At 30.6% G+C, this 22,538-nt stretch carries 18 protein-coding genes; 16 read left to right on the top strand and 2 right to left on the bottom strand.

All coding sequences use genetic code 11. The features are described from left to right. Positions 1-81: 81 nt before the first annotated feature. The 4 genes from FP421_RS00120 to FP421_RS00105 all read left to right on the top strand — a co-directional run bounded on the left by FP421_RS00120 (position 82) and on the right by FP421_RS00105 (position 6,765). Positions 82-2,661, top strand: coding sequence for a phosphoenolpyruvate carboxylase (locus FP421_RS00120; protein WP_159946339.1), 2,580 nt, complete (start codon positions 82-84; stop codon positions 2,659-2,661). 50 nt (positions 2,662-2,711) lie between these two features. Beyond that, positions 2,712-4,247: a YifB family Mg chelatase-like AAA ATPase gene (locus FP421_RS00115; protein ID WP_159946337.1), complete on the top strand. Its 1,536-nt coding sequence runs from the start codon at positions 2,712-2,714 to the stop codon at positions 4,245-4,247. Positions 4,248-4,428: 181 nt separating this feature from the next. Then, positions 4,429-5,619, top strand: coding sequence for a pyridoxal phosphate-dependent aminotransferase (locus tag FP421_RS00110; RefSeq protein ID WP_159946335.1), 1,191 nt, complete (start codon positions 4,429-4,431; stop codon positions 5,617-5,619). Positions 5,620-5,622: 3 nt separating this feature from the next. Beyond that, positions 5,623-6,765 (top strand): AEC family transporter, encoded by a 1,143-nt coding sequence (locus FP421_RS00105; protein ID WP_159946333.1) that lies wholly within the window; start codon positions 5,623-5,625, stop codon positions 6,763-6,765. A 3-nt stretch (positions 6,766-6,768) separates the two neighbouring features. On the opposite strand, the gene FP421_RS00100 is transcribed toward FP421_RS00105, so the two are convergent. Then, a complete protein-coding gene (locus FP421_RS00100; RefSeq protein WP_159946331.1) occupies positions 6,769-8,199 on the bottom strand; it encodes an SLC13 family permease in 1,431 nt (476 codons plus the stop codon). A 336-nt stretch (positions 8,200-8,535) separates the two neighbouring features. Further along, positions 8,536-9,849, bottom strand: coding sequence for an adenosylhomocysteinase (ahcY, locus tag FP421_RS00095; RefSeq protein WP_159946329.1), 1,314 nt, complete (start codon positions 9,847-9,849; stop codon positions 8,536-8,538). 64 nt (positions 9,850-9,913) lie between these two features. Here ahcY and FP421_RS00090 point away from each other — a divergent pair, with 64 nt between their 5' ends. From FP421_RS00090 to FP421_RS00035, 12 genes are all read left to right on the top strand, one after another. After that, positions 9,914-10,540, top strand: a complete 627-nt coding sequence (locus FP421_RS00090) for a 4'-phosphopantetheinyl transferase family protein (RefSeq protein WP_159946327.1) — start codon at positions 9,914-9,916, stop codon at positions 10,538-10,540. A gap of 54 nt (positions 10,541-10,594) precedes the next feature. Further along, entirely contained in the window at positions 10,595-11,320 is a 726-nt protein-coding gene (locus tag FP421_RS00085; protein ID WP_159946325.1) for a geranylgeranylglyceryl/heptaprenylglyceryl phosphate synthase, read from the top strand. Then, a complete protein-coding gene (gene pnuC / locus FP421_RS00080; RefSeq protein ID WP_159946323.1) occupies positions 11,321-11,953 on the top strand; it encodes a nicotinamide riboside transporter PnuC in 633 nt (210 codons plus the stop codon). Further along, complete coding sequence (locus FP421_RS00075; protein ID WP_159946321.1) at positions 11,914-12,516, top strand: AAA family ATPase; 603 nt, start codon at positions 11,914-11,916, stop codon at positions 12,514-12,516. The genes pnuC and FP421_RS00075 overlap by 40 nt, the downstream gene beginning before the upstream one ends. A 39-nt stretch (positions 12,517-12,555) precedes the next feature. Next, positions 12,556-13,482 carry a phosphatase PAP2 family protein gene (locus tag FP421_RS00070; protein ID WP_159946319.1) on the top strand — a complete coding sequence of 309 codons (927 nt, stop codon included), beginning with the start codon at positions 12,556-12,558 and terminating at the stop codon, positions 13,480-13,482. Between the two features lie 2 nt (positions 13,483-13,484). Then, positions 13,485-13,883, top strand: coding sequence for an alternative ribosome rescue aminoacyl-tRNA hydrolase ArfB (gene arfB / locus FP421_RS00065; RefSeq protein WP_159946317.1), 399 nt, complete (start codon positions 13,485-13,487; stop codon positions 13,881-13,883). A 57-nt stretch (positions 13,884-13,940) separates the two neighbouring features. After that, positions 13,941-16,703, top strand: a complete 2,763-nt coding sequence (locus FP421_RS00060; protein ID WP_159946315.1) for a S9 family peptidase — start codon at positions 13,941-13,943, stop codon at positions 16,701-16,703. A 206-nt stretch (positions 16,704-16,909) separates the two neighbouring features. Further along, positions 16,910-19,333 (top strand): TonB-dependent receptor, encoded by a 2,424-nt coding sequence (locus tag FP421_RS00055; RefSeq protein WP_159946313.1) that lies wholly within the window; start codon positions 16,910-16,912, stop codon positions 19,331-19,333. A 291-nt stretch (positions 19,334-19,624) separates the two neighbouring features. Continuing rightward, positions 19,625-19,816, top strand: coding sequence for a hypothetical protein (locus FP421_RS00050; RefSeq protein WP_159946311.1), 192 nt, complete (start codon positions 19,625-19,627; stop codon positions 19,814-19,816). Positions 19,817-19,837: 21 nt separating this feature from the next. Further along, entirely contained in the window at positions 19,838-20,701 is an 864-nt protein-coding gene (locus FP421_RS00045; protein WP_159946309.1) for a sigma-70 family RNA polymerase sigma factor, read from the top strand. 137 nt (positions 20,702-20,838) lie between these two features. After that, positions 20,839-21,300, top strand: a complete 462-nt coding sequence (locus FP421_RS00040) for a phage tail protein (RefSeq protein ID WP_159946306.1) — start codon at positions 20,839-20,841, stop codon at positions 21,298-21,300. 114 nt (positions 21,301-21,414) lie between these two features. Beyond that, positions 21,415-22,278, top strand: coding sequence for a hypothetical protein (locus tag FP421_RS00035; RefSeq protein WP_159946304.1), 864 nt, complete (start codon positions 21,415-21,417; stop codon positions 22,276-22,278). The last annotated feature ends 260 nt before the right edge of the window (positions 22,279-22,538 follow it).

Here is a 22,538-nt window from a genome sequence, read left to right as displayed (position 1 = left end):
AATAATTAAGTGATTATTCTTAAAAAGGTAGGTTCTATGATTTTCGTTTTTTGTAATTTTATTTCGTAAAATCAATCGATTATGAGCAATTTACCGAAATTAGATAGATTTAATGAAAATGTACTTTCTAAATATCAAATCTACAATAGTATTTTTACCACACTTCCTTTTGACACTATAGATGATACAGGTGTTTTATTACCATTATTGCATAAAGTTTGTGAAAAAGGTTTTGACTTAGAAAAAAATCCTACAGAAATTGTAGAGCATTTCTTTAAAAAATATCAAGAAAATCCATCAGAAAAAGAAAAGACAGATCTATTGTTTCGTTTTATACAATTTATAGAACGTCAAGTAGTTTTGTTTGATGCTATCGAAGATGCAGCTTTCCCTATTGTTAATAATATGGATGGTTTTGGTACTTTAAGAAGCTCTAAAGAATCTGCAACTTTGAGTAATAAAAAAAATGAATTAAAAGCTTATTTAGAAGATTTTAAAGTTCGTATTGTATTAACTGCGCACCCAACACAATTTTATCCTGGTAGTGTTTTAGGAATTATTACAGACTTAGACAAAGCCATTCAAAATGATGATTTACTTTTAATTCAAAAGTTATTAGCTCAATTGGGCAAAACACCATTTTATAAAAAAGCAAAACCAAGCCCATTTGATGAGGCTGTAAGTTTAGTTTGGTATTTAGAGCATGTTTTTTATCATTCTGTTCCAAAAATTTACAACTATATTCAACATCATATTTACGATGGTAAACCTATTGATAATGAAATTATCGATTTAGGATTTTGGCCAGGTGGAGACAGAGATGGAAACCCATTTGTAACCACAGAAATTACGTTAAATGTTGCTGAAAGACTACGTCAAACTATTTTAAGAAATTATTACAGAGATGTGAGGCGTTTAAAAAGACGTTTTACTTTTGATGGGGTTCAAGAAATTTTAGCAAGAATAGAAAAAAGATTATACAAGCACGTTGTTAGAAGTTATACAAAAGTAAATTTCTCTCAAAAGATATTGTTAGAAGAATTATATGCTGCAAGAGAAATTATTGTTAAAGAACATCAATCTTTATTTGTAGAAGAACTCAACGATTTTATTAATAAAGTAAGAATTTTTGGTTTCCATTTTGCATCTTTAGATATTAGACAAGACAGTAGAGTTCATCACAAAGCTTTTGTACAGATTGTAAAAGATTTACAAGCTAAAGGAGATACTACTTTCCCAGAAAATTATTTAAATCTTACAGAAGAAGATCAGATTAAAGTATTATCTGTAGTAAAAGGCAGTATTGATCCAAATATTTTAACTGATGAGATTTCAGTAAAAACTATTGAGTCTATTTATGCCTTAAAAACCATACAACAAAGAAATGGAGAACGTGGTGCAAACCGTTACATTATTAGTAACAACCAAACTGCGTTAAATGTTATGGAGACTTTTGCAATGTTAAATCTTTGTGGATTCGAAAACGAGTTACCAGTAGATGTAATTCCTCTTTTTGAAACTGTTGAAGATTTACAAAATGCAGAGGAAGTGATGCGTACTTTGTATTCTAACAGAGTTTACAGACATCATTTAGCAAAGAGAAAAAACAAACAAACTATAATGTGTGGTTTTTCTGATGGAACTAAAGATGGTGGGTATTTAATGGCAAACTGGGGAATTTTCAAAGCAAAAGAGGCATTAACCAGAGTTTCTAGAGAATTTGATATCGAAGTAATTTTCTTTGACGGACGTGGAGGACCACCAGCACGTGGAGGTGGAAAAACACATCAATTTTATGCTTCTTTAGGTCCTACTATAGAAGACAAAGAAATTCAATTAACTATTCAAGGACAAACAATTAGCTCTAACTTTGGTACTGTACAATCATCTCAATACAATTTAGAACAACTGTTAAGTTCTGGTATTAAAAATGATATTTTTAATAAAGACCAGCTGAATGAAGAACACAGAAAGTTAATGGACGATATGGCTAACACCAGTTATCAAGCCTATGTTGACTTTAAAAAACATCCTAAATTTTTGTCGTATTTAGAAAAAATGAGTACGCTAAAATATTATGCTAAAACCAATATTGGTAGTAGACCAAGTAAACGTTCTAATTCTGATACTTTAGATTTTTCTCAATTAAGAGCAATTCCTTTTGTTGGTAGTTGGAGTCAATTAAAACAAAATGTTCCTGGTTTTTACGGAGTAGGAACTGCGCTAAAAAAATATGAAGAAGCAGGTAGATTTGATGAAATTGTAGAATTCTACAATGCATCAGATTTCTTAAGAACATTGTTAGAAAACAGTGTAATGAGTTTAACCAAATCTTTCTTTGGCTTAACAGCTTATATGGCGGATGATGAGGAATATGGTGAATTTTGGAAACTCATATACGAAGAATATAAAACAACCAAAAGATTGCTTTTAAAATTAACAGGTCATGCAGAATTGATGGAAAACTTCCCTGTTGGAAAAGCATCTATAGAAATTAGAGAACAAATTGTACTGCCGTTGTTAACCATCCAGCAATATGCATTAAAGAAGATTCAAGAACTTCAAAAGTCTGATGCACCAATATCTGAGATAGAAGTTTATGAAAAAATGGTAATGCGTTCTTTATTTGGTAATATTAATGCAAGTAGAAATTCTGCTTAAAATAAAATTTTAATAGCATTCTTTTTTTCTTTACTTTTAAAGAAAAAAGAATGCTTGTTAAAGTTTATGGTTCTGCCGTCTTTGGCATTGAGGCAACCACGATTACAGTTGAAGTAAATATTGATAAAGGAATTGGTTACCATTTAGTGGGCTTACCAGATAAAGCCGTGAGCGAAAGTTCTTATAGAATCTCTGCTGCATTAAACAATAATAATTACAAACTTCCTGGTAAAAAGATTATCATTAACATGGCACCTGCTGACATCAGAAAAGAAGGTGCTGCTTATGATTTGACTTTGGCTATGGGAATTTTAGCAGCCTCAAATCAAATAGAATCAAATCATATTCAGGATTATATTATTATGGGAGAACTTTCTTTAGACGGAAGTTTGCAACCTATAAAAGGTGCTTTGCCTATTGCTATAAAAGCGAGAGAAGAAGGTTTTAAACATTTTATTCTGCCTAAAGAAAATGCCAAGGAAGCTGCTATTGTAGATAACTTAGAAGTGTTAGGTGTTGATAATATTTTAGAAGTCATCAATCATTTTAATGATGATGAAAAAATTGTACATACAATAGTAGATACAAGAGCAGAATTTTATAAGAATATAGACTTCCCTGAATTTGATTTTTCTGATGTGAAGGGTCAAGAATCTATAAAACGTTGTATGGAAATTGCAGCTGCTGGTGGTCATAATATTATTCTCATTGGTCCTCCAGGATCTGGAAAAACAATGTTAGCCAAAAGATTACCTTCTATACTTCCACCAATGACGCTTCATGAAGCTTTAGAAACAACAAAAATTCATTCTGTGGTTGGAAAAACTAAAAATGAAGGGTTGTTATATGCGCGTCCATTTAGAAGTCCTCATCATACCATATCAAATGTTGCTCTTGTTGGTGGAGGACAATATCCAAGACCAGGAGAAATTTCATTATCACACAATGGGGTTTTGTTTCTAGACGAATTACCAGAATTTAAAAGAGAAGTTTTAGAAGTAATGCGTCAACCTTTAGAAGATAGAGAAGTTACCATTTCTAGAGCAAAATTTACGGTTACTTATCCATCATCGTTTATGTTGGTTGCGAGTATGAATCCAAGTCCTTCTGGTTTTTTTAATGATCCAAATTCTCCAATGACCTCATCACCACAAGAAATGCAACGTTATTTAAGCAAGATTTCTGGACCATTATTAGATAGAATTGATATTCATATAGAAGTGACTCCTGTACCTTTCGAAAAATTATCAGAAGAACGAAAAGGAGAATCATCAGTAGAAATTAGAAAACGTGTAACTGCTGCTAGAGAATTACAATCAGAACGTTTTAAGGACTTTGAAAACATTCATTACAATGCACAAATGAGTGTAAAGCAGATTCGTGAATTCTGTAAATTATCACCAGAAAGTCTATCACTTTTAAAAACTGCGATGGAAAAACTCAATCTTTCTGCAAGAGCTTATGATCGAATTTTAAAAGTTTCTAGAACAATTGCAGATTTGGCTAATACCTCAGATATTTCTCCAGATCATATTGCAGAAGCTATTCAATACAGAAGTTTAGATCGTGATGGTTGGTTGGGTTAACTGAATTGCATAATTATCACTAAAACCTTATTTATAATAAAATATAAATATCAATTAATCATATTTAAAAGTTATTTTTCAATAAAACCTAAATATTTATGATTTTTATTGAAAAATCTATACTTCAAAAAACAAATTGTTTTATAACTTAGTTGATGTAAAATCTTAACACTACCAACTAATGAAATCAACAAATTTAAGCAGACGCGAATGGTTAAAAAAAGGAACACTAACTTTAGGTGCTATGGCACTTGTTCCTCATGAAATTTGGAGTGCTAATGTTCTCACTGCTCAAAAAGAGAATCGTACTTTTTTATACAATTCAAATAATTATTTCAATGAGTATACTCCTCCACTTTTAAAAGAAGAAACTCCACTTACTATTTTAAGAGCTAACGAAAATCCTTATGGACCACCACCAAAATCAGCAAAAGCTTTTCAAAAAGAAGTCTTTTCTGGAAATAGATATTCTTGGAAAACACTAAACAACTTAAAAGAAAAGATTGCCAAAAATGAAGGCATCAATCCCAATCAGATTTTAATGGGTCCTGGTTCATCAGATTTGTTAGAAAAAGTAGCAATGGTATTCTTCCAAAATGGGGGTAATGTTGTGAGTGCAGACCCAAGTTATATGTCTTTAATTGTTGTCGCTAAATCTGTTGGTGGAAACTGGAAATCTTACAAATTATTAGACGATTCACAGCACGACCTAGATGCTATGGAAGCAGGTATTGATGAAAACACAAAATTAGTCTACATCTGTAATCCTAACAATCCAACAGGATCAATTACTGATGCAAAAAAACTAAAAGATTTCTGTAGCAGAGTGTCAGAAAAAGTACCTGTTTTTGTGGATGAAGCTTACATTGAATTGTCTAAAAACGGAATTAAAGATTCCATGAATTCCTTAGTAGCTGAAGGTAAAAATGTAATTGTTGCCAGAACTTTTTCTAAAATTCATGGAATGGCAGGTTTACGAATTGGTTATGTTATTGGTAAAAAAGAAACACTAGACATCATTTCTGAAATTACACGTGGTGGAATGGGGATTACTGGTCCATCAATCGCTGCAGCAACTACTAGTTTAGAAAATACAGATTTCTTAGACGATTGTAAAACAAAAATTACAGAAGCTAGAGAATATACAATGGGGTATTTAAAAGAAAATAATTTTTCTTTTTTACCTTCTCAAACCAATTTTGTCATTTTCGAAATCCCAATGACAGGAAAAAAATTTTTAAAAGAAATTTACGGAAGAAATGTTGCTGTTAGAGCATTTAAATTTTGGGATAAAAATTGGTGTAGAGTTAGTATTGGTACTTTAGATGAAATGAAAACATTTACCAATGCCATTTCTGAAATTTTTGCATAGTCTATGGATGGTGCTTTAGAAAAAACCATTTCTTTTCTCCTTTTTATTTTCATAGGAATCCTCTTAAAAAAGAAGATTTCTACTGGAGATGAAACAAATGGTTTAAAAAGTTTAATTTTAACACTTGCTTTACCAGCAACAATTTTTATAGCATTATTAAAAGTAAAAATAGACAGCAATTTAGTGTTGTTTCCTTTTCTAGCATTAGGTTTCAATGTAATTTTATTTGCTATCACGCCTCTTTTACTTACTGCAATAGGCATCAATATCAATTCTGAAAAAGGGAGAAGTGCTCGTATACTTATCCCCTCTCTAGCTCCTGGCTTGTCTTGTTTCCCTTTTATTTTAGAGTTTTTAGGTGATGGATCTCTAGCAAAAGCTGCCATGACAGATCTAGGAAATAAATTTTTTGTACTTTTTCTACTCTATTTGGTAGCGTTAAAATGGCATTATAAACATGCTGATTTCGAAGCAAACTCACTTAAAACTAAACTAAAATCATTAGCTAAAACCTTATTATATGAGCCTGTAAACTTGTTTATAATTGTTGCTTTAACATTAGTTTCTTTCGGAATTACCTTAGAAAAACTCCCTAATTATTTGTCAATTACCTTAACGCGTCTAAGTTATATCATGACTCCCTTGGTACTGATTTTTATTGGATTAGCTGTTAAAATAAAGAAACGTCAATTCTTTCAATTATTTTCTTTGTTACTTTTAAGAGCTGGTTTTACTTTAATTTTTATTGGAGGAATTATTTTCTTCGCAGATATCAATATCAAAAAAGATATTTTAGTGATGATTGCTTTTAGTTTAAGTGCATGTAGTTTTTGGCCTTTTGCTCATATTTCTGCAGTGAACTTTAAAGAGAAAAAAGAAAACACTAGTGATAAAACTTTTGACGCCAATTTTGCTTTGTCCATTTTAGCATTGTCATTACCTATTTCTGTAATTCTAATTTTAGGAATCTTAACTGCAGGAAATACATTTACCGAAATTAAGAACCTGCTGATTCTAGGTGGAGTTTTATTTTCAATAGGTCTTGTTTATCCTGTTTTATTGAAAATAAACTCTAGTTTTAAAGTAGGAAAAAGTGAACTTAAATCTTCTAAAAATAGTTCTTTAGAATTTTCTAGTGATAAATAAATCCTAAAAGAATAAAGGGATTACAAACTGATAATACAAAATCAATAATACAACAGCAATACAGTTTAGAATTATTCCTGCCTTTACCATTTGATTCACTTTTACATAACCACTTGCAAAAACAATAGCATTTGGTGGTGTTGCCATAGGTAGCATAAAAGCACAACTACTTGCCATAGTTACAGGAATTAATAAATTCAAAATTGGGATATTTAACCCAATTGCAATTCCAGCTACAACAGGTGCTAAAACAGCTACTAAAGCCACGTTACTCATCAATTCTGTCATAAATAACATTAGAATAATGAGTAATGAAACTGTGAGTAAAATATTAAACTCTCCTGCTGCAATAGTATCTGTAATCAAATCTACTAAACCAGAAGAAGCCATTCCTTTGGCAAGGGCTAAACCGCCACCAAATAATAGTAAAATTCCCCAAGCCAATTTGCTAGTATCCTTCCATTCTAGAATAAAAGTTCCTTTTTTTAAATTTAGTGGAATTGCAAACAAAGCTAAAGCACCTATTAAACTAATAATTGTATCAGATAATTTTAATCCAAGAAAAAAAGAATTTATTAATGTTCTTGTAATCCATAAAAAAACAGTAATTGCAAAAATAGTGAGTACTCTTTTTTCTTCTGATGAAATTTTACCCAGTTTCTCTAATTCTTGATGAATTAAATTTGCTGAAGATGTAAACAAAATTCCTTTGCAAGGAAACATCCATTTTACTAACACAAAATAGACAGCAACAATCATAATTAGTGAAAAAGGCAAACCAAAACTCATCCAAGTTAAAAATGAAATTTGAATATCATACTGATTTTCTAACAAACCAATTAAAACTGAGTTTGGTGGTGTACCAATTACAGTTGCAGTTCCACCAGCATTAGCTGCAAAAGCGATGCCTAACATGATACTTAATGCAAAGTTTTTATCGCCTTTTGTAAATCCGTCTTTGTCATCTATCAAAAGTTTAATTACTGAAATTGCGATTGGTAACATTACTACTGTAGAAGCTGTGTTGCTAATCCACATACTCATAAAAGCAGTGGCTAACATAAAACCTAAAACTACTTTTTCTGGAGTAGCACCTGTGAATTTTACAATGGTTAAAGCAATTCTTCTGTGCAAATTCACTTTTTCTAAAGCCAATGCCAAGACAAAACCACCAAAAAATAAAAAGATAATTGGACTACCATAATTTGCACCTACATCAGCAATAGGCATTACTTTTAATAGCGGAAATAAAATCAAAGGCAACAAGGCCGTAACTGCAATGTTTACAGTTTCTGTTATCCACCAAATGACCATCCAAACAGCTACTGCAATTACTGCATCTCCTTTTTGAGATACAAAGGTTATTGGCAAAAACTGAATAATGAAAAATAATAAAGGACCTAGGAATAGACCTATTTTTTTGGTGGGTTGCATTTTGATTGATTAATCTAGTGCAAAATAAGAAAATTGATATTGTAAAACAATATATAAATTATTCTCATTTTTTTTAGCAGACGATACCCGCGTTAAGGATAGAAACGACATCCTTTTTTGAGGAACGAAAAAAAGATATAGTTTTTCGTCTTCGCTCAATATAAATTCCAGTCTGTTAAAACCTGCCTGCAGCAGGCAGGCGCCCAAATAAAAAAACCTTCCCAAATTAATGGAAAGGTTTTCAAGTTTTATGAGATTTCTCCACAAGGTCGAAATGACATTTAGCTTTTAAATTCAAGTTGCTACTAATAACTAACAACCAAAAGCCATAACTAATTAGTAACGATAATGCTCAGGTTTATAAGGACCTTCTACAGTAACACCAATATATTCTGCTTGATCGTTACGTAATTCAGTAAGCTCTACACCAATTTTAGCCAAGTGTAATTTTGCCACTTTTTCATCTAAATGTTTTGGTAACATATATACTTTATTTTCATAAGCATCAGCATTGTTCCAAAGTTCAATTTGCGCCAACGTTTGATTGGTAAATGAGTTAGACATTACAAAACTTGGGTGCCCAGTTGCACAACCTAAGTTTACCAAACGTCCTTCTGCTAAAATGATGATGTCTTTTCCATCAATGGTATATTTATCAACCTGAGGTTTGATTTCTACTTTAGTATCGCCATAATTATCATTTAACCAAGCAATGTCCAATTCGTTATCAAAATGTCCAATATTACAAATGATTGTTTTGTCTTTTACGCCTTGAAAATGTTCCGCTTTTACGATATCTTTATTTCCTGTTGTTGTGATAATAATATCTGCATTACCCATCACAGTTTCTAATTTTTTCACTTCAAAACCGTCCATAGCTGCTTGTAACGCACAAATTGGGTCTATTTCTGTAACAGTAACAATAGAGCCTGCACCTTTAAAAGAAGCAGCTGTACCTTTACCAACATCACCATAACCACAAACCACAACTCTTTTACCCGCTAACATAATGTCTGTTGCTCTTCTAATCGCATCTACCGCAGATTCTTTACAACCGTATTTATTATCGAATTTTGATTTTGTCACAGAATCGTTAATATTGATAGCTGGCATTGGTAACGTTCCGTTTTTTACACGCTCGTACAATCTGTGAACTCCAGTTGTTGTTTCTTCTGATAATCCATTGATTCCTTCAGCCAATTCTGGATATTTATCTAACACCATGTTTGTTAAATCTCCACCATCATCTAAAATCATATTTAATGGCTTTTTATCTTCACCAAAAAATAAGGTTTGCTCAATACACCAATCAAATTCTTCTTCGTTCATTCCTTTCCAAGCGTAAACAGGAGTTCCAGTAGCAGCAATTGCAGCAGCAGCCTGATCTTGGGTAGAAAAAATATTACAAGAACTCCAAGTAACCTCAGCTCCTAAAGCTTGTAATGTTTCAATTAAAACTGCAGTTTGGATTGTCATGTGCAAACATCCTGCAATTCTTGCTCCTTTTAAAGGTTGAGCATCTCCATATTCTTCTCTCAAACTCATTAACCCTGGCATTTCTGCTTCTGCCAATTCAATTTCTTTTCTTCCCCAGTCTGCTAAAGAAATATCTTTAACTTTAAATGGTACGTAAGCTGTTGTTGCACTCATATTTTTGTATATTTAAAATCTATTTTTTGCGACTGCAAAGATACGACATCCTTTTTAAAATAGTATGGCACTTTATATAACTTTAACGGTTAACCCTGCAACTAAAGTCTTGATTTGGAAGATTGAAGAAACAATTGACGAATTAAAATCAGGAATTACACTAACAACAAATAGTGAATCACGATTAAATTCGATGAAATCTGAAATCCATCAAAAAGGTTTTTTATCCATCAGGTACTTGTTAAAAGAAATAGGATTAACAGATGACGACTTACAGTATGATAAATTTGGAAAACCTCATTTAAATAATGGTCGTTTTATTTCGATTACCCATTCTTTTAATTTTACAGCTATCATTTTCTCTTACGAAACTGAAGTAGGTATTGATATTGAAAAACAGCGTGAAAAAATTTTAAGAATCGCCCATAAATTTACACCAATTGAAGAGTACAAAACAATCGCTAATGTTGATGCATTAATTTTGAAACTGACGATTGTTTGGGGAGCAAAAGAGAGTTTGTATAAGATTTATGGAAAGAAAAAACTCTTATTCTTACATCATATTTATGTTGAAGATTTCAAATTTGCTGATGAAAAAACTACAGGAGAAATTCGTTTTAATGGTGAAGAATCTTCTTACAACATTAAATTTTTAGAATTTGAGGGGTTTACTTGTGTGTTTGCGTATTGAAAATAGTTGCAAAGTTGAAAGTTACAAAGTTACAAAGTTTGTATTTTCGCAACCGTGAGTATTTACCAAAACATTTTAAAAGCAAAAAAAGAGGGTAAAAAACTTCTTGCAGTTTTAATTGATCCTGAAAAGATTGATATTGAAAACATTCCTTTGTTTTTTGAAAAAGTTCACCAATCTATTGCAACTCATATTTTTGTTGGTGGAAGTACTGATAAAAACAATCAAACTAAAAATGTTGTAATTGCTATAAAAAACGTAACAAAACTGCCTGTTATTCTATTTCCTGGTGATGTTACGCAAATCACAAATACAGCAGACGGAATTCTATTTTTAAATTTATTGTCAGGCAGAAATCCTGAGTATTTAATTGAACAACAAATTAAGGCTGCTCCAATTTTACAAAAAACTACTTTAGAGATTTTACCAACAGGATATATTTTAATTGATGGTGGAAAAGAAACTGCCACCCTAAGAGTTAGTAATACAAAACCTATTTCTCAAAACAATAAAGAATTGATTAAAAACACATCAAAAGCAGGAGAATTGTTAGGTAAAAAACTCATCTACTTAGAAGCTGGTTCAGGAGCTAAAGTGCCTGTAGACGCAAGTATTATTTCTGTTGTAAAAAACAATTTGAATATTCCTTTAATTGCTGGTGGGGGAATTCGTTCTAAAAAACAACTCGAAAATGCTTTTGCTGCTGGAGCAGATATTGTTGTTATTGGAACTGCTTTTGAAAATGATGAAACCTTTTTTAATCAACTTAAAAAACAATAAATGTCAGAAATTGTAGACTTCTTTTTAAATACGTATCAAAATACACCCACAAGTTTTATTGTTCTAGAAGCCATCGCTTTTGTATTTGGAATTGCAAGTGTTTGGTATGCAAAAAAGGAAAATATTTTAGTTTATCCAACTGGTTTAATTGCAACTATCATTACAGTATACTTACTCTACAAAGCGGAATATTTTGGTGATATGATGATGAACTTCTACTACTCAATTATGAGTATTTATGGTTGGTGGAACTGGTCTAGAAAGAAAAATGACAAAGTTGTTGTACCAATTTCTAGAACTACTTTTAAAGAAAAAATTATTGGAATTTTATTAGTTGTTCTTACAATGGTAGTTACTTATGGAGTTTACAATTATTTTGGTACAGAAATTAAAACAGAAAACTATATAGATATTTTTACCTCAGGTATTTTCTTTACTGCCATGTGGTATATGGCCAACAAAAAGTTAGAAAATTGGACTCTTTGGATTTTTGCAGATCTTATCACAGTTCCGCTTTATGCTTATAGAGGATTAGGAATGTTATCGTTACAATACTTAATTTTCACTATTTTAGCCATACAAGGATATATCGCGTGGAAAAAAAGCTTAGACAAAACCCAATCAACATTGTAAAAGTTGTTTTATTTGGACCAGAATCTACAGGAAAAACAACACTTTCTCGTCACTTAGCCCGTCATTACAATACTGTTTGGGCTCCTGAGTACGCAAGAGAATATTTACAAAAAAAGTGGAATAACGAACGTAAAACTTGTGAACAAGAAGATTTAATTCCCATTGCAATTGGACAAATGAAATTAGAAAATAAATTAGCCAAAAAAGCAGATAAACTTTTAATTTGTGATACTGATTTATTAGAAACTAAAGTCTATTCTCAAGAATTCTATGGTGGTTTTGTAGACGAACAATTAGATGAAGCTGCTCGTAAAAATCAATATGACTTGTATTTACTAACTTATATTGATACTCCATGGGAAGAAGATGATTTAAGAGACAGACCAGAACAGCGTTTAGAAATGTTTACTACTTTTGAAAACGCTTTAAGAGCACACAATAAGAATTATATTTTATTAAAAGGCGATAAAGAAACACGTTTAAAAATTGCCGCAAATGCCATTGATAAAATCATTGCAAAAAGAGAAAATTTATTGTTGTTTTCTGATACTTTAAATACATAAATACACTTTTTTTAATTCAAAAATAAATAAACTACAACTATGAAAACTATTAAAATAACACTATTAATTATAATCCTTTTATCATTTTATAGTCTTAATTCTCAAAATAATAAAAAAGTAAAAAAAGACAACATATTTCAAACGTCAGGTAAAGTTATAAAAAATAGTATTCTAACAATTCCGGGTGATTTTGTTTTTATGGGCAATGAGATTTCTAATGATTGGAAAAAAACTGGATACTATGCTGCTGGTATTATTGGGTTAATTGCCGTAGATAAAATAACAACCAAATTTTATCACAATCACATTGAACCTAATATAGACTATAGGTTACCAAGGATAGGTGTTTTTGGAGGAGGCAGAGGAAAAGAATGGATTTCTGGAGATAATGCTTATTTGACTTATCCAATTATAATAAATTACTTTGGTGCTTTCTTAATGAATAAAGAAAGAGGACAATATGCTGCTATAAATAGTTTAAAAGCGATACAATATTCAGGATTAATCACTCAGTTAGGATTAAAAACTTTATTCGGTAGAAATAGACCAAACAGACCCCTTTCTGAACCTGCTGTAGCCCCTTTTACAAATAATAATTGGGACTTCTTTAATGCAAGAAAAGAATTATTTTTTGCAAGTCCAGAAGGTTCTGCATTACCTTCACTTCATACAACAACTTACTTTGCTTTAGCAAAAGTTTTTCAAATGGAATATAATAATTACTGGATACCGTATGGATTAATGGGTATTGCTTGGTTATCTGATATAAAAAGTCATAATCATTGGATAAGTGATATTGTTTTAGGTGGAATTGTAGGAACTATTATTGGAAAATCTATAGTTCTAAGTAGTTGGAAAAAAAGAGGGATTTCTGATGCTCCAACAAAAGAAAAGCATATTAGTTATAATATAATACCTCAATATTCTCCTGAATTTACAGGCGTAAGAATAGTAGGTAGTTTTTAATTTTGAATTCTTCTAAAATTATTAAAGAACTCAACTTTAAAGCGATTCGAAGCTCTGGAGCGGGCGGTCAACATGTAAACAAAGTATCTTCTAAAATAGAACTCTCTTTTGATTTAGAAAATTCTACCTCGCTTTCAGAAAGTGAAAAAGAGCGTTTAAAAACCAAACTTTCTTCAAAACTCACCAAAGAAAATGTATTGATTTTATTTTGTGATGAATCTCGATCTCAACACAGAAATAAAGAAATAATCATTAAACGTTTTATAGAATTAATACAACTAAGTCTTATTCGCCCTAAAAAAAGAAAGAAAACTAAACCTAGCAAAGCATCAATTAAAAAAAGACTCGACTCTAAAAAGAAACACTCTGAAAAGAAAAACAATCGAAAAAAATTATTGTAGATTCCTCTAAAAGAAGTTGCTGTTTTATAGTATATTTAGTCTTTAAATTTCTTTTTTATGAAAACCCTACTTTCTATTCTTTTTACCTGTTGTACACTTCTTTCTTTTTCTCAAAAAAAAGTACTAGATCATGCAGATTTTGACATCTGGAACAGTATTAAAAACACCACAATTTCTCCTAATGGAGATTATATTATGTATTCTTTAGAAAAAGGAGAAAAAGACAATTTCTTAAAAATAAAAGATCGTAAAGCTAATACTGTTTTTACTTACAATCGTGCATCAAAAGGAGTGTTTTCATACGATTCTAAATTTGCTGTTTTCATCATTAAAGCTTGGAAAGATAGTATTACAGAGTTAAAGCGAAGAAAGGTGAAAAAGAACAAACTCCCAAAAGACTCTATTGGTATTTATGATATAAGATCTAAATCACTTACAAAAATCGGAAATATTAAATCGTATAAAACTCCCTTAAAATGGAGTGGCTTCATCGCTTATCAATTTGAAACAACTGCAAAGAAAAAAGGTTCAAAAAAGAAAGAAAAAAAAGCGAGTGCTAAAAACGGATATCACCTTGTTTTAAAAAATTTAGCAAACAAAAAACAAGATACTTTTAAATTTGTGACACATTATACTTTTGCTGAAAAAGGACAATTTCTGGCTTTTACAACTACAGGTGATACTAAAAAAGACAACTCTAGTGTTCAGGTTTACAACTTAAAAAATAATACACTCAATACTATTTATCAAAATGAAAAAGCAAAATACTATCAACTTAATTTTAGTGAAACTGGTAAAAATTTGGCTTTTGTTGTAGATAAAGACACTACAAAAACTCAAAGAAGACCTAACGAATTATACCATTGGAAAGAAGGTTTAAAAACGGCTCAAAAACTTGCAGATAATAGTTCTAGCCCTAAAGGATATAAAGTTTCTGCTTACGGAAGAATCAGTTTTTCGAAAGATGAAACAAAATTGTTTTTTGGTTTGGCCACGCCAGAAATTGTAAAAGACACTACTTTAATTGCTGAAGAAATTGTAAATGTAGAAGTTTGGACATACAACGAACCTCGTTTGTATACTGTCCAAGAATTGCAAGTAAAAAACGATAAAAAGAAATCATATCAAACTGTAATTCATCTTAAAAACAACAAAATAGTTCAAATTGCTAATACCAAATATCCTAGTGCTAGATTAGGAAGTGAAGGAAATGCTGCTCATGCTTTGGTAGAAAATCCTGAACCCTATCAAATACAAAGTCAGTGGGATGCTTTACGTTTAAGAGATATTGCAATTGTTGATGTAAAAACAGGGAATAGAAAAAAAATATTGACAAAAATTTCTTCTAGAAACGTAAGATTAAGTCCAAATGGACAATACGTCTTTGGGTATAACAATGTTGATAAAACTTGGTTTACATACAACATTTCGACTTCAACATTTAAGGAATTAACAGCTAACAAAGTTTTTTATAATGAGTTGCATGACTCACCTTCTACTCCTAGAGCTTACGGAACTGCTGGCTGGACAAAAGATGACAATTCTCTTATTTTATATGATAGATTTGACATTTGGGAGTTCAACCCAGACACAGGAAAATCAACAAAAATTACAAACGGAAGAGAAAATAATACTGTTTATAGATATGTTAAATTAGATCGTGAAGAACAATTTTTGAATCCAAAAGGTAAATGGTTATTTTCTACTTTTAATGAGCAAACTAAAGCTTCTGGATACTATCAATATAATCCAAAAAACAAAAAAGGAAAACAACTCATAGAGGGTGATTACAACTATTCTAGAATACAAAAAGCAGTTCTAGATGATGCTATTATATATACAAGAGAATCTTTTACTGAATTCCCAAATATTCGTTATTCTGATATTAATTTTAAAAATAGTAAAGTTATAAGTGATGCAAATCCTCAGCAAAAAGAATACAATTGGGGAACAAATGAATTGGTAAATTGGACATCTTTAGATGGTAAAAAACTAACAGGAATGTTAGTAAAACCAGAAAATTTTGATCCAAACAAAAAATACCCAATGATTGTAAATTTCTATGAAAAAAGCTCAGACAGATTGCACAGACACATTGCTCCTTCTCCTGGGAGATCAACCATAAATTATAGTTTTTACACCAGTAGAGGTTATGTAATTTTTAATCCTGATGTATATTATAGAGAAGGTTATCCTGGTGAAAGTGCGTTTAATTGTGTAATTCCTGGTATAACTTCTTTAATTGAAAAAGGATTTATAGATAAAGATAATATTGGGGTGCAAGGACACAGTTGGGGAGGTTATCAAATAGCGTATTTGGTGACGAAAACAGATATTTTTAAAGCAGCAGAATCTGGTGCTCCTGTAGTAAATATGATTAGTGCTTATGGCGGAATAAGATGGTGGACAGGATTGAGCAGACAATTTCAATATGAACATACACAAAGTAGAATTGGAGGAACTCCTTGGCAATATCCAGCACGTTATATCGAAAATTCACCCATATTTAATATTGATAAAATTAACACACCTTTACTAATCATGCACAATGATGCTGATGGACATGTACCTTGGTATCAAGGAATTGAGTTTTTTACAGCTTTAAGAAGATTACAAAAACCTTCTTGGTTTTTAAATTATAATGGGGAACCTCATTGGCCATTAAAAACTCAAAACAGAAAAGATTTTAACATAAGAATGGCACAATTTTTTGATTATTATTTAAAAGGAGCTCCAAAACCAGTTTGGATGGATAAAGGTGTTCCTGCCATAGAAAAAGGGATCAACCAAGGTTATGAATTAATTGAAGAAAAAAACTAGTTTTTTATTTCTCATTAAAAAATTCCTACTTAATTTTGCAGCGTTCTCATAAAGGGGTGCTGTAAAAGGCTGAGATCATACCCATTGAACCTAGAACAGGTAATGCTGTTTAGGAAAACGCAACTTTTTTAAGTTGTAAAATCTAATTATTCAATAATAACATCAAGAATAATTGCCTCTTTTTATTCGTTTTAAATTTTTTTAAAATGAAAAAAATATCATTTTTTTTATTCTTGTTTGTAAGTATTCTTGCAAACGCCCAGACATTTACACTTTCAGGAAAAGTTGTAGATAAAAATCAAGAACCTTTACCAGGAGCAAGTATTTTGGCAAAGGAAATCAAAAAAGGGACCACATCAAATTTTGATGGCGAGTTCAGTTTACCACTATCTAAAGGAACATTTACCATAGAAGTTTCTTTTATTGGTTACAAAACCATTTCTAAAAAGGTTGAAATTACAAAAGACACTTATTTTGTTATTCAGCTAAACTCAGAATCTACAGTATTAGAAGAAGTTTTGGTTTCTGCAGTTCGTGTAAGTGCAGAGATTCCTGTAACGTTTTCTAACTTATCTAAAAAAGAAATTGCAAAACGTAACTTGGGGCAAGACATTCCTATTTTAATGAACTATTTACCAAACGTAGTTTCATCATCAGATGCTGGTGCTGGTGTGGGGTATACCTACATGAACGTACGTGGTTCTAACGGAGAAAGAATTAATGTAACCGTAAACGGAATTCCGTATAATGACGCAGAAAGTCATGGAACATTTTGGGTAAATTTAGGAGATTTTGCTTCTTCTACTCAAAATTTACAATTGCAACGTGGTGTAGGAACATCAACCAATGGTTCTGGTGCTTTTGGTGCGAGTTTAAACATCTTAACAGATGCTGTTGCTGATAAAGCTTATGGTGAAATTTCGAACTCATTTGGTTCTTTTGGTACAAGAAAACACACTGTAAAGTTTAGCACAGGAAAAATTAATGACCACATAGAAATTGCAGGTCGTTTGTCTAATATTTATTCTGATGGTTATATCGATAGAGCCTTTGCTGATATGAAATCGTATTATTTACAAGCAAGTTATACTGATGAAAACACGTTGATAAAAGCCATCACTTTTGGAGGAAAAGAAAAAACGTATCAAGCATGGTATGGCACTCCTGAGGTAAGATTAACAGGAGACATACAAGGTATTGAAGATTTTATCATAAACGAAGGTCTAAATGCAGAACAAGCAAACAATATTAGAAATTCTGATAGAAGATACAACCATTATTTATATGATAACGAAGTTGATGATTATCAACAAGACCATTATCAATTGCATTGGAATGAAAAATGGAGTGAAAATTGGAGCACCAATTTAGGTCTAAACTATACCAAAGGTTCAGGTTTCTTTGAGCAATATAAAGATGATGAAGATGCTGCTGATTTTAACAATTTAATTGCAGATGGAACAGATGTAATTGTAAGACGTTGGCTTGATAATGATTTTTATGTAGTAAACTTTAACACCAACTACAAAACAGATAAAATTAATTTTATTTCAGGAATCTCTTATTCTAATTACAAAGGAGATCACTTTGGTGAAGTTATTTGGGGAGAAGATCTAGCACCTAATGTTAGTATTAGAGATCGTTATTATTTTTCTGATGCTAAAAAGACAGACTTCTCAATCTTTGCAAAAGCAAATTTTGCAATCAGTGAGAAATTATCTGGTTATCTAGATTTACAAGGACGTTTTGTAAACTATCAAACCCTTGGAATTACTTCAGATTTAATACCTATTGATGTAGATGCTGATTTCAATTTTTTCAATCCGAAATTTGGTTTTACCTATAATCTAAATGAAAGCAATAACTTATATGCTTCTTTTGCAGTTGCCAATAGAGAACCAAATAGAAGCGATTTTGAAGGCGGAGTTACAACTCCAGAAACCTTATTTGATTACGAATTTGGATGGCGTTTAAAGACAGAAAACATCAAACTAAATACCAATATCTATTACATGGATTATGACAATCAATTGGTCTTAACAGGAGCTATTGATAATGTTGGAGCGCCAGTGAGAGCAACTTCTGGAAGTAGTTACAGGCTAGGTTTAGAAATGGATGCAGACATTACCATTTCTGACGCCTTTTCTATTAGACCAAATGCTGCTTTTAGTCAGAATAAAAACAGAAACTTTTTTATTACAAGAGATGGAAACCCAACTCCTACACCTTTAGGCAATACTGATATTTCTTTTTCTCCAAGTATAGTTTTAGGTAATATCTTTACGTATAATGCTGCAGAAAATTTACAGTTTTCATTCTTATCTAAATATGTTGGCGAGCAATTAATGAGCAATTTTAGTAGTGCAATTTCAAATGATGATATTTTAGATAGCTTTTTTACAAGTGATTTAAACATTGTTTATCAAATAGAACCAAACAAGATTTTTGATACCATTACCATTACCGCTTTAATCAATAATATTTTTAATGCAGAATATGTAGACAGAGGATATTACTATACATATGATGATAATTGGTCTAACCCAGGAACAATAACTACAGTTGACGGTGCTGGATATTACCCTCAAGCCACTAGAAATTTCTTAGTTGGTCTTACCCTAAAATTTTAATTTTTTTTGATTAAAAATCAATAAAAACCAAACAAAAACAGTCATTTTTTAGTAAAAATGACTGTTTTTTTGTATTTTTGCAGCACATGAGAAATTCCTCAATTTACTGTAAAAGAAACATAAGGGTTTATAATTTTGATTTGACAGTCTTCAAAAATCAATCTGATAAATTTATACCTCCTGTTTTCTAGTTTCCTCATTTCTTTTCAAAGAAAATAATTACCCATCCAAAATTAAAGAATTATTTACTACAAGTTCCATATCTACTGGTGCTTATAAAAATCTGCGTTTATGAAAATTATACATATAAAACGAAAAACAAAATATCAAAAATATTATTCTTCAGCAATGGGGATGTTAAACTCAAGAGTTACAACTATTAAGAAATATTTTTTATTTATTCCGCTACAAACTATTCATCAATATCGTGAAACCTATAATGGTAATATTAAAAACTGTGACGATTGTAACTTATTTATATAACATTAAAACTAGATATACTATATGAGACAACTAAAAATTGTAAAACAAGTAACCAACAGAGACGCTAAATCTTTAGAAAAATACTTTCAAGAAATAAGCAAGATTGGTTTAATTACTGCTGATGAAGAAGTTGAATTGGCAATAAAAATTAAACAAGGAGATCATAGAGCGCTCAACAAGTTGGTGAAAGCAAATTTACGATTTGTGGTTTCTGTAGCTAAGCAATATCAAAATCAAGGTTTAAAATTATCTGATTTAATTAATGAAGGAAATCTAGGTTTGGTAAAAGCCGCAAATCGTTTTGATGAAACTAGAGGTTTTAAATTCATTTCTTATGCTGTTTGGTGGATTCGTCAATCCATTTTAAATGCTCTAGCAGAACAATCTCGAATTGTACGTTTACCACTAAATAAGATTGGTAGCATTAGCAAAATAAATAAAATATACTCTAAATTAGAGCAAAAGAATGAACGTGTGCCTACCTATGTAGAAATTGCCAATGAGCTAGATACTACCGTAACTAGTGTAGCACAAAGCATGAAAAATTCTGGAAAACATATTTCTATGGATGCACCTTTTAGAGAAGGTGAAGATTCTAATCTGTATAATGTTTTGCAATCTGGTGAATCTCCAAAACCAGACAAGAATTTAATGCAACAATCCCTATCTACAGAAATTAATAGAGCCCTAGCAACCTTATCTTATAAAGAAGCTAAAGTTATAAAAATGTATTATGGAATTAACAGCAAAAATGCTTACAGTTTAACTGAAATAGGTGAAAAGTTTGATTTATCTAGAGAGCGTGTTAGGCAAGTAAAGCAAAAAGCTATTAGAACTTTAAAAACAAAGTCTAGAACAAAAGTATTACAATCTTATTTAGGATAATACAGCCACAAAAATACAATTGATAAAACCAAGTTAACGCTTGGTTTTTTTGTAAACAAGTATTTACACGCATTGATTTTCTTTGTCTAATCAAATAAATTAGCTCAGAATGTTTAATCACTACTAAAACGCATAATATGGCAGATGACGAAAGTAAAGAAGAGGTATCTTGGCCAATGCCAAAGTTTCGATTTGAAGTTGATTTAGGAACTGAATTGAAAGGTGTTCCTTTTCAAGAAGTGTCTGGAATGGATGTAGAAAATCAAAATATAGAATACCGAAAAAGCAATAGCAAACTATTCTCTACACTTAAAATGCCTAGGATTGCAAAATATGGAAATGTTACCTTAAAACGAGGTGTTTTTGTAAATGACAATACCTTTTGGAATTGGTATAGCGAAATTAAAATGAACACCATTACAAGGCGTACAGTTCTTATTAAACTCTTAGATGAAGCAGGAAAAGTAACCATGCAGTGGCAATTGGACAATGCATTTCCTACAAAAATTACAAGTACAGCTTTAAAATCTGATGGAAATAAAGTTGCTATAGATACTCTAGAAATTGCTCATGAACAACTAACAATTACAAATGGCTAACTTTAAAACAAGTATTTATAATTATTGATTTTTTAATATTAAAAAACTAACTTTACTAACTGCATTTATTAAACATTATACCCTTTTATAGACGTAAGTAAGTAAAATATTAAAATGAAATATCATCAGAAAAAAACTATTATTCTACAAATTCTTGATAAACTACCTAATAAATTAGGATATTCAATTTATCATTCTCTTCAAAAAAAATCATTCAATGAAATTGAAACAAAAGTTAACTCTAATTTTCAAAGCCTAAAAAAGATTGAATCTATTTTAAATGAATCTAATATTGAATTAAAAAATCAAAAAATCATTGAAATTGGTTCAGGATGGGTTCCAATTATGCCTATTTTAATAAAATTGAAATTTATGGTTTCAAAAATTATTACATACGATATAAATAAACACTATAGTAATAAGAGAATTAAATTAACATTAAAACACTTTAAAAAAACAAATTTCAAGACCCGAAAATGTAATAATTTGAATTTACCAAATTTTATAGATTACCATCCAAAAAAAAATATAATTAACGCATCTATTGAAAAAGATATTAAACTAATTTATTCAAGATTTGTTCTAGAACATGTTACTCCTATCGATATTGAAAATATGCACAAAAAATTTTATAACGAACTCAATAATGACATAAAAATACTTCATTTAATTTCTCCTTCAGATCATAGAGCCTATTCTGATAAAACTTTATCTCTTTATGATTTTTTGAAATACTCTAAAAAAGAATGGAATAGAATTCAAACAAAATTCGATTACCATAATAGACTTAGACTTCCTGAGTATATTGCAATTTTTGAAAATTCAGGTTTTAAAATAACTCATATCGAATATGACACAGTAGATAAAAATTCAGATAAATACCTAAAGTATAAAGAATTAAAACTTCATCCTGATTATCATAAATTTAGTGAAAAAGAAATTTTAGCAGGTTCTATCTGCGTTCTCTTAGAAAAATAACAATTTGTAAGACTAATTGCTCTGTTTTGTAATTAACCTAAAACCGAAGTAAAATAAAAATATTTCAAAACAACCTTTAATAAAATCATAAAAAAAGGGAGCAATATGCTTAGTCATGGTCGGAAGAAATTCTGGCCATTTTTTTAGGTTTCAAAATGGTCTAAATTTCCTTCACATTTTAGAACTATCAAGGCAATAGCTAAATTTCTGAGTTCCATTTTAAATCTTCTTTTAGCGGTTTTATAGCCTATTTTGTTAGC

Origin of the sequence: Polaribacter septentrionalilitoris (genome assembly GCF_009832745.1) — a bacterium.
In the GTDB taxonomy this organism is placed as follows: Bacteria; Bacteroidota; Bacteroidia; order Flavobacteriales; family Flavobacteriaceae; genus Polaribacter; species Polaribacter septentrionalilitoris.
The sequence above is the reverse complement of the archived record's forward strand: the minus strand, read 5'-3'. Positions and strand labels throughout refer to the sequence as shown.